9 protein-coding genes are annotated in these 8,470 nt (G+C 73.8%); 3 read left to right on the top strand and 6 right to left on the bottom strand.

Translation table 11 applies throughout. The annotated features are described in order from the left end of the window. The 3 genes from ACFWN1_RS15610 to ACFWN1_RS15600 all read right to left on the bottom strand — a co-directional run. The coding region (locus ACFWN1_RS15610; protein WP_384361883.1) for a hypothetical protein at window positions 1–199 on the bottom strand (199 nt) is incomplete at its 3' end. Between the two features lie 130 nt (window positions 200–329). Continuing rightward, on the bottom strand, window positions 330–1,157 hold the full coding sequence (locus ACFWN1_RS15605; RefSeq protein WP_384361880.1) for an ABC transporter ATP-binding protein: 828 nt from the start codon (window positions 1,155–1,157) through the stop codon (window positions 330–332). Beyond that, window positions 1,150–2,058 carry an ABC transporter permease gene (locus ACFWN1_RS15600; RefSeq protein WP_384361878.1) on the bottom strand — a complete coding sequence of 303 codons (909 nt, stop codon included), beginning with the start codon at window positions 2,056–2,058 and terminating at the stop codon, window positions 1,150–1,152. Before ACFWN1_RS15600 ends, ACFWN1_RS15605 begins: the two co-directional genes overlap by 8 nt. Before the next feature lie 181 nt (window positions 2,059–2,239). Between ACFWN1_RS15600 and ACFWN1_RS15595 the strand changes: the two genes are divergently transcribed. Next, entirely contained in the window at window positions 2,240–2,863 is a 624-nt protein-coding gene (locus ACFWN1_RS15595) for a TetR/AcrR family transcriptional regulator (protein WP_384361875.1), read from the top strand. Between the two features lie 4 nt (window positions 2,864–2,867). On the opposite strand, the gene ACFWN1_RS15590 is transcribed toward ACFWN1_RS15595, so the two are convergent. Both ACFWN1_RS15590 and ACFWN1_RS15585 read right to left on the bottom strand, forming a co-directional pair. Continuing rightward, on the bottom strand, window positions 2,868–4,460 hold the full coding sequence (locus ACFWN1_RS15590; protein ID WP_384361872.1) for a glycosyltransferase family 2 protein: 1,593 nt from the start codon (window positions 4,458–4,460) through the stop codon (window positions 2,868–2,870). Between the two features lie 25 nt (window positions 4,461–4,485). Further along, a complete protein-coding gene (locus ACFWN1_RS15585) occupies window positions 4,486–5,751 on the bottom strand; it encodes a glycosyltransferase 87 family protein (protein WP_384361870.1) in 1,266 nt (421 codons plus the stop codon). A gap of 154 nt (window positions 5,752–5,905) precedes the next feature. On the opposite strand from ACFWN1_RS15585, the gene ACFWN1_RS15580 reads away from it, so the two are divergent. Beyond that, the gene (locus ACFWN1_RS15580; protein WP_384361866.1) at window positions 5,906–7,471 is read left to right on the top strand and encodes a hypothetical protein; all 1,566 of its coding nucleotides are present in this window, start codon (window positions 5,906–5,908) and stop codon (window positions 7,469–7,471) included. Here the strand turns inward: ACFWN1_RS15580 and ACFWN1_RS15575 are convergent. Further along, on the bottom strand, window positions 7,413–7,925 hold the full coding sequence (locus tag ACFWN1_RS15575; protein ID WP_384361864.1) for a MarR family winged helix-turn-helix transcriptional regulator: 513 nt from the start codon (window positions 7,923–7,925) through the stop codon (window positions 7,413–7,415). The genes ACFWN1_RS15580 and ACFWN1_RS15575 overlap by 59 nt on opposite strands. A gap of 126 nt (window positions 7,926–8,051) precedes the next feature. On the opposite strand from ACFWN1_RS15575, the gene ACFWN1_RS15570 reads away from it, so the two are divergent. Beyond that, complete coding sequence (locus ACFWN1_RS15570) at window positions 8,052–8,465, top strand: organic hydroperoxide resistance protein (RefSeq protein WP_384361861.1); 414 nt, start codon at window positions 8,052–8,054, stop codon at window positions 8,463–8,465. The last annotated feature ends 5 nt before the right edge of the window (window positions 8,466–8,470 follow it).

Raw genomic sequence — 8,470 nt, 5'->3', positions numbered from 1 at the left:
CCGCGTCCCCGGTGCCCTCGGGCAGCGGCACCGTGACCGTCTCCGGGGCGTGCCCCTCGGCCGTCTCCCGCGCCCAGGCGCCGACCGCCGCGACGATCACCTCGGTGCCGGGGAGCGGATGGGCGTCCAGCGAGTCGAGAAGTCCGGTCAGATGCCCCTGGGTGTTGGGTCCGTAGACGATGACGCTGAGTTGGGGCATCTGGAGGGGCTCCTTCGGCTCTTCGTCCCGGCGGTCACCATTCATAACATACTGTCATTACATGACCGAAAGGGATATTCACGCGTGGGGCGGAAGGCTCGGCTCCGGAACCCAGTACCGGAAAGCGCGCCTACTTCTTCTTGTCTCCCGTGAACGCCTCGTACTCCTTCAGCACGTCCTCGGTGGCGCCGTCCATGCGCAGCTCGCCGCGCTCCAGCCACAGCACGCGCTCGCAGGTGTCGCGGATGGACCTGTTGTTGTGGCTGACCAGGAAGACCGTGCCCGCGTGCTTGCGCAGCTCGCGGATGCGTTCCTCGGATCGCTTCTGGAAGGAGCGGTCGCCGGTGGCCAGCGCCTCGTCGATCAGCAGCACGTCGTGGTCCTTGGCCGCGGCGATGGAGAACCGCAGCCGGGCCGCCATGCCGGAGGAGTAGGTGCGCATCGGCAGGGTGATGAAGTCGCCCTTCTCGTTGATGCCGGAGAAGTCGACGATGCCCTGGTAGCGCTCCTTGATCTGCTCGCGGGACATGCCCATGGCGAGACCGCCGAGGTGGACGTTGCGCTCGCCGGTCAGGTCGCTCATCAGGGCCGCGTTGACGCCCAGCAGGGAGGGCTGGCCGTCGGTGTAGATGTGGCCGTTCTCCACCGGGAGCAGGCCGGCCACCGCCTTGAGCAGGGTGGACTTGCCCGAGCCGTTGGTACCGATCAGGCCGATGGCCTCACCGCGGTAGGCGACGAAGGACACCTTCTTCACCGCGTGCACCCGGCGCACCCCGGCCGCCTTCTCCGCCTTCTCCCGGCGCAGGATGCGGTTGAGGGCGGCGGTGGCCGAGCCCCGGCCGGCGCCGGTGCCGTGCACGCGGTAGACGATGTCGACCTGGTCGGCGACGACGGTGGGGACCTGCTCGGCGCTCGTCTCGCGCGGGGTCCCGGCGGGGGAGATGGTCTGCTCAGCCACGGCCGTAGGTCTCCTCAGCCTTCCAGAAGTAGATGAAGCCGCCGATCCCGGCGGCGACCGCCCAGCCGGCCGCCGCCAGCCACACGTGCGGCGGCAGCTTGTCGGCGCCGAAGCTGTCGATCAGCGCGAACCGCATGAGGTCGATGTAGAGCGCGGCCGGGTTGTACTCCAGCAGCAGCGACAGCGCGCGCGGCTGGTCCTCGGTGTGCTGGTCGATGCTCCACATCACGCCGGACACATACATCCAGGTGCGCAGCAGGAACGGCATGAGCTGGGCGATGTCCGGGGTCTTGGCGCCCATCCGGGCCAGCACCATCGACACGCCCGCGTTGAACACGAACTGCAGCGCCAGCGCGGGCAGCGCCAGCAGCCAGGACGCCGAGACCGGCACGCCCACGCAGAGGATGATCGCGATCAGCGCCAGCATCGAGAACAGCAGCTGCTGGAGCTGCTGCAGGCAGAACGAGATCGGCAGGGCGGCGCGCGGGAAGTGCAGCGCCCGCACCAGGCCGAGGTTGCCGGAGATGGCCCGGGTGCCCGCCATGATCGAGCTCTGCGTGAACGTCCACACGAACACGCCCGTCACCAGGAACGGGATGAAGTCGGCGACCCCGCGCTTGGTGCCCAGCAGCACGCCGAAGATGAAGTAGTAGACCGCCGCGTTCAGCAGCGGGGTCATGACCTGCCAGAGCTGGCCGAGCTTCGCCTGGCTGTACTGCGCGGTCAGCTTGGCGGTGGCGAAGGCGGTGATGAAGTGCCGCCGGTCCCAGAGCTGCCGGACGTACGCGGCTACGGACGGGCGGGCGCCGCTGACGGTCAGGCCGTGCCGGGCGGCCAGCGCCGCGAGGTCGCCGTCGGCCGGGGCCTTCATCGGGGGCGGTGCGTCGAGGACCTGGCTCACATCCGCTGCTTTCGGTCGGGTGGTGGAGGAGGCGCGGTCCGGCGGCCGTTGCCCGCCGTTTCCGCGCACTTGCCCGTACGTTTACTCACGTCGGGACGGGACCGTATCGTCGTAACGGGAGAGTAGGCCCAACGGACGACGGAACGCAACCGTTGCGTCGTCCCGCCCTATGCTGGGGTGCATGACGACCAACGCCGACGAAGCCCCGGTGCGCCCGCGGCGGACCCCGGCCGGGGCCGCCGTGCTCCGGGAGGACGTGACCGAGGCCATCCGCGGGGCCGTCTTCGAGGAACTGGCCGCCGTGGGGTACGCGCGGATGTCCATCGAGGGCATCGCCCGGCGGGCCGGCGTCGGCAAGACGGCGGTGTACCGGCGCTGGCGCTCCAAGCTGCACCTGGTGCTGGACGTGGTCTCCGCGATGGCGGTCCTCGGCCTGCCGGCCCCGGACACCGGCTCCCTGGAGGGCGACCTCCGGCTGCTGTACGAGGTGATGTCGCGTGCCCTGCGCCACCCGGTCGCCTCGCAGATCATCCCCGACCTCCAGGCGGAGGCCGCCCGCAACCCGGAGATGGCCGAGACCCTGCAGAAGGCGGTGCGGGACGGGCAGGACGGGGTCGCGTCCCGGATCGTGGCGGCCGCCCGGGAGCGGGGCGAGGTGAGCGCGGACCTCGATCTGGACGTCGCCCTCGACCTGGTCTCCGGCCCCCTCTACTGGCGCGCGGTGATCATCCGCACCCCAAAGCTCCCCAAGGGCTACCTGGCGAACCTGGCGAAGGCCACGGCGGGCGCGCTGAAGGCGCTGTAGGGCCTCACCGCAGCAGCCTCCGCAGCCGTCCCCGCGCCACCCGTGCCGCCCCCGCCGGGCCCGTCGCCACGCGCAGGGACAGGGCGCCGGAGTGGGTGGCGTAGGGGTGGGCCAGCAGGACGAGGTGGCGGGAGCTGAGCACCGCCCGCCTGCGCAGGTGGGGGCTGTCCGTGCGGGCGTGGGCGGTGATGTCCCGCCGGGTGCCGTCCTTGAAGTGGACGGTGAGACACAGGTCCCAGACGCCCGCGCCCAGCGCGTTCAGGTCGACGGCCGCCTCGGCGGTCCAGGTGCCGTCCGGCGCGGGGACCAGGGGCAGGGTGATGCGCCGGACCGGTCGGCCGGTCGTCCGGTCGTGCCAGCGGGCCGTCACCGCCGGCGGGCCGGCCGCGGCGAGGCGCCCGTACAGCTCGTGCAGGCGCAGCCGGAGCCGGGAGCCGCGGGCGTGCGGGAGCAGTTCGGCGTCCATGGCGCAGGGCAGCGCCTCGGTGGGGCAGGTCAGCAGCGGCGTCAAGGTCACGCCGGGATGCGCGTCCGACCAGACGGGGGTGCCCTCGGGGGTGCGGGCGTAGGGGGGCAGCAGCCGGGCCGGGCGGGCGGCCAGCTCGCGCAGCCGGGGCAGGTCGCGCGGCTCGGGCGACGCCAGCACGAACCGGCCCAGCAGGGTGCCGGGCGCGGCGGGGTCCCGCTCCCAGTCCGCGGCGTCGTACCCGGCGAGGTACTCCCGGGTGTGCGCCCACCAGGCCCGCCGGTACTCCGCGTCCCGCAGGCCCAGCTCGCGCAGGTACATGCGCAGTTCGTGGTCGAGGAACTTCGCCCGCGCCGCCCGCGCCAGCTCCGTCTCACCGGCGCCGAGCAGGATCTCGTACGCCTCGGCGGACGCCCGGGTGCGGGAGTGCCAGTTGCCGACGCGCTCCCGGTCCAGCGAGAGCGACAGCTGCTCGGCGGCCCGGCGCACGTGCCACACGTAGACGCGGTCCGGGACGAGCGCGAGGCGCGGGGCGGCGGCCAGGACGCGGGCGGTGAAGACGAAGTCCTCGTAGAGGAAGCGGCCTTCGGGGAAGCGGATGCCGTTCGCCCGGAGGAAGCCGGTGCGGTACAGCTTGTTGACGCACAGGGTGTCGTGGACGAGGTGCGGGCGGCCGGCCGGGTGCGCGATCAGCGCGGGTCCCGCGAACAGGCCGGGCTGCCAGGGGTGTTCGCGGCCCGAGGGCAGCTCCCGGCGCACGCACAGCCCGGCCGCCACCTCGGCGCCCGTCTCCGCCGCCGCCCGCAGCAGTGCGTCCACCGCGCCGGGCGGCAGCAGGTCGTCGCTGTCCAGGAACATGACGTACGGCAGGGTCACCGCGTCGGTCCCGGTGTTGCGCGGGGTGCCGCAGCCCCCGCTGTTGACGGCGTGACGGATCACCCGCAGCCGGGGCTCGGTCGCGGCGAGCCGGTCCAGGAGGGCGGCGCTGCCGTCCGTGGAGCAGTCGTCCACGGCGATCACCTCTCCCACGGCGGGACCTTGGTCCAGCGCCGAACGGACGGCGTCGGTGACATGGGCGGCGTCGTCGTAGCCGATGACGACGACGGAGACCTGGGGCGGGGCTTCGGGCATGGGGTCCATGGTCACCGCTGAGCCGTCAGGAACGGGTCAGCGTACGGTCCAGGAGCCGGCCGGCGTCCGCCCGGACGCGGGTCGCGGCCAGGCCGTCCGGGGCCCGGGTGGAGCGCCACAGCCGGACGAAGGACAGCACGGCGGCGGCCAGCAGCAGCCCGTTGCGGGCCAGGGCGAGCAGGCAGCCCGGCCAGGTCCCGGCGATGACCGCGCCGTAGCTCACCGGGAAGATCAGGGTGCTCAGCACGGTCGACACCAGGATCAGCAGCGCCACCGGGCGCTGGCCGGTGTGCCGCGAGGTCAGGCAGACGGCGGCCAGCCCCAGCAGCCAGATCAGGTACTGCGGGCTGATGACCCGGCTGGTGACGGTGAACAGCAGCACCGCGGTGAGCGCCGCGTCGTACGGCGTCGCCGGGCTGAAGTGCCGGGCCCGCAGCCGCCACACCACCAGCAGCGCGAACGCGAGGGCCGTCAGCGCCAGGGACACGGTGGCGACCGTGTGCACCAGTGGGCCGACCAGCTCCATCGAGCCGTACTGGTAGCGGACCGTGCCCGGCCAGCCCGCGTGCCGGGCCACGCTGAGCGCCGTGCCGCCGAGCGACTCCAGCTGCACACCCCGGCCGCCCTGTTCGCGCAGGAAGCCGAAGGGGTGGTCGAACAGCAGCGCCAGCACCGCGAGGGAGGCGCAGCCGGCCGCCGTCGCCCACGACCACGCCGAGCGGGTCGCCCGTCCGCGTGACACGCCGAGCAGCACCAGCGCGGGCCACACCTTCACCACCGCACCCAGCGCCCCGAACACCCCGGCCGCGCGCGGCGAACGGCCGAGCGCCAGCAGGGCGGCGACCCCGAGCGCGGTGACCTGCACGTCGTACCGGGCCAGCGGCAGGTGCAGCAGCAGCGGCAGCCCGCCCACCCACAGCGCGGCCCCGTGCAGACTGCGCCCGGTGCGCCGCCCGGCGACGGCCAGCGCCACCGCGACGGCCGCGTCCGCCACCAGCGTCACCAGCACGAACGCCTCGAAGTACGACAGCCACGGCAGCAGCCCCGGCGCCAGCAGCACCAGCCCAGCGCCGGGCGGGTACTGCCACAGCGTGTCGTGCGTGGGGAACGTCCCGTGCGACAGGACGCCGTACCAGTGGAAGTACAGCCGCCACACCTCGCGCGACACCGAGCCGCCGCCCAGCGCGTGTGCCGAGCCGAGGACGAGCAGCCCCAGCATCAGCGCGCGGGTGGCCAGCCAGCCGGCGACGAGGGCGAGGACCGGACCGGAGGTGACACGGAGACGGTTCATCGCGTGGGAGCCTAATCCGCGCGGATGGTGTATCCCTGCTGATACACCGTCAATGATCGGAAAAAACCGTCACATCGCAAAAGATCGGGCCGTGGTGGACATCGGGCCTCTGGTGGAAGCGCAGCCGCCCGGAGCGGCTGGGACAACGGCTCTCGTGCCGGGCGGCACGGGCGCGGAGCGGACCGGCCGGGTGCCCTGGCACGTCCGGTGGGGCGCGCCGGTGTGCCTGCCCGCGCTGGTGATGCTCGCGCTCGGGCTGTGGGGGGTGGACCGGGGCGGGATGTGGCGCGACGAGGCCGTCACCTTCCAGGTCGCCCGCCGCTCGGTGCCGCAGCTCTGGCAGCTTCTGCACGGCGTCGACGCGGTGCACGGCCTCTACTACCTGCTGATGCACGCCGTCCTCGCGGTTCACCCGGACGAGGTGGTGCTCCGGCTGCCCTCGGTCTGCGCGGCGGCCGTCACCGCGGCGCTCGTCGGGGAACTGGGCGTCCGCCTCGCCGGCCCGCGCGTCGGCCTGTGGGCCGGCCTGCTGTACGCCGTCTCGCCGCTGGCCGGCCACTACGCCCAGGAGGGCCGCTCGTACGCGCTCGTCGCCGCCGGCGCCACCTGCGCCACCCTGCTCTTCACGGCGGGCGTGCGCACCGGGGCCTGGCGGGCCTACGCCGCCGTCCTCGCGGTCACCTGCTGGCTGCACGAGTTCGCCGTGCTGCTGCTCCTCGCCCACGCGGCCACCCTCGCGCTCGCCCGGACCGGCCCCCGGGTCTGGCGGGGCTGGGGGTGCGCGGCCGGGGTCGTGACGCTCACCCTGGCGCCGATGATCCTGGTCTCGCACGCCCAGTCCGCCCAGCTGGCCTGGGTGCGCCCGCCGACCTGGGCCACCGCCGAGGGACTGCTGCGCGGGTTCCTCGGACCGGGCGGGGGGGTGTTCTGGGCCTGCCTGGTGCTCGCCGTCCTCGGCCTGGCCGGACTCGCCGCCCCGCCCGGACGGCTGACCTGCGCGCGGGTGGGCCTGCCGCTCGCCGCGGTGCCGCCCGCCGCCCTGATGCTGGTCTCGCAGCTCTCCCCGCTCTACGTCGACCGCTACGTCCTCTACGCCCTCCCCGGCGCGCCTCTGCTGGTCGCCGCCGGCGCCGACCGGCTGGCCCGGGGCGCCGCCCGGCGGCTGCCGCTGCCCCGGCCGCCGGTGCTCGCCCTGACCGGGGCCGCGCTCACCGCCCTGGCGCTCTGCCTCCAGCTCCCGCTGATGAAAGCCGACCGTGACCCGGCCGGCCGCCCGGACGACCTGGCCGCCGTGGCCCGGGTCGTGGCGCGCGAGGTGCGGCCCGGCGAACCGGTGCTGTTCCTGCCGGCCCAGGCCCGCAACGCCGCCCTCACCTACCCGCGCGCCTTCGCGGGCGTCCGGGACATCGCCCTGACCGAGCCGGGTCCCGAGTCCGGGACGCTGTACGGGCGGGAGGCCGACGCGGCCGGGGTACGGCGGCGGCTGGCCGGTCTGGAGCGGGTGTGGGTGGTGGCCGACCGGGAGCTGCTGGCCGGCCACTGGAGCCCGGCCGACCCCGCCGAGCGGGCCAAGACAGCCGTACTGGCGAGGGACTTCCTGCCCGCCGAGGAGGTCTCCGACGGGACCGCGGGCGTACGGCTCTACGTGCGCCGGGTCGCCCTCAGCGCGCTGCCGGACCTTGTTCCAGTTCCCGGACCGCCGCGTCCAGCGCACCGGTGAGCCGGTCGAGGCGCTCGCGCAGCTCGCTGATCTCGGCCGGGTCCGTCCCGGTCGCGGCCGCGATGCGCCGGGGCACCTCCCGCGCCCGTCCGCGCAGGCCCACGCCCTCGGCGGTGAGGGTCACCCGGACCGAACGCTCGTCGCTCGCGCTGCGCTCCCGGCGCACCAGACCGGCGCTCTCCAGCCGCTTGAGCAGCGGCGACAGCGTGCCGGAGTCGAGCCGCAGAAGCTCGCCGAGCCGCTTCACCGGAAGGCCGCCGTGCTCCCAGAGCGCCAGCATCACCAGGTACTGCGGGTAGGTGAGCCCGAGATCCTTGAGCAGCACCCGGTAGACGCCGTTGAAGGCGCGGGAGGCGGCGTTCAGGGAGAAGCAGATCTGCCGGTCCAGGCGGAGCCAGTCCGGGTCGGCGGTACCGGCGGCGGTGTCGGCCGGCGAGGTGGGCGAGGCGCTCATGCGCTCCAGGATAGCCGGACCGGCGTGTTTTGGTTGTGCACAATTTAATTGTGTGCTCTACTTTTGTCGAGGGCGGCGGTCCTCCCGGTCCGCCGCCACCGAATTCCCGAGAGGACAGGTCTCCCCATGGACGCGCTCTACACCGCCGTCGCCACCGCCACCCACGGCCGCGAGGGCCGCGCCGTCTCCTCCGACGGCCGCATCGACATCGCCCTCGCCATGCCGGCCGAGCTGGGCGGCGACGGCCAGGGCAGCAACCCCGAGCAGCTCTTCGCCGCCGGCTACGCCGCCTGTTTCGGCAGCGCCCTCGGCCTCGTCGGCCGCCAGGCCAAGGTCGACGTCTCCGAGGCCGCCGTCACCGCCGAGGTCGGCATCGGCAAGCAGGGCGAGGGCTTCGGTCTCAAGGTGACGCTGCGCGTCGAGCTGCCCGACACGGTGGACGAGCAGACCGGCCGCAAGCTGGTCGAGACCGCCCACCAGGTCTGCCCGTACTCCAACGCCACCCGGGGCAACATCGAGGTCACCCTCGTCGTCGAGTGACCAGC

Origin of the sequence: Streptomyces sp. NPDC058459 (assembly GCF_042721685.1) — a bacterium.
Taxonomy (GTDB): domain Bacteria; phylum Actinomycetota; class Actinomycetes; order Streptomycetales; family Streptomycetaceae; genus Streptomyces.
Note: the sequence above shows the minus strand (reverse complement) of the source record. Positions and strands in the feature narration are given on the sequence as shown.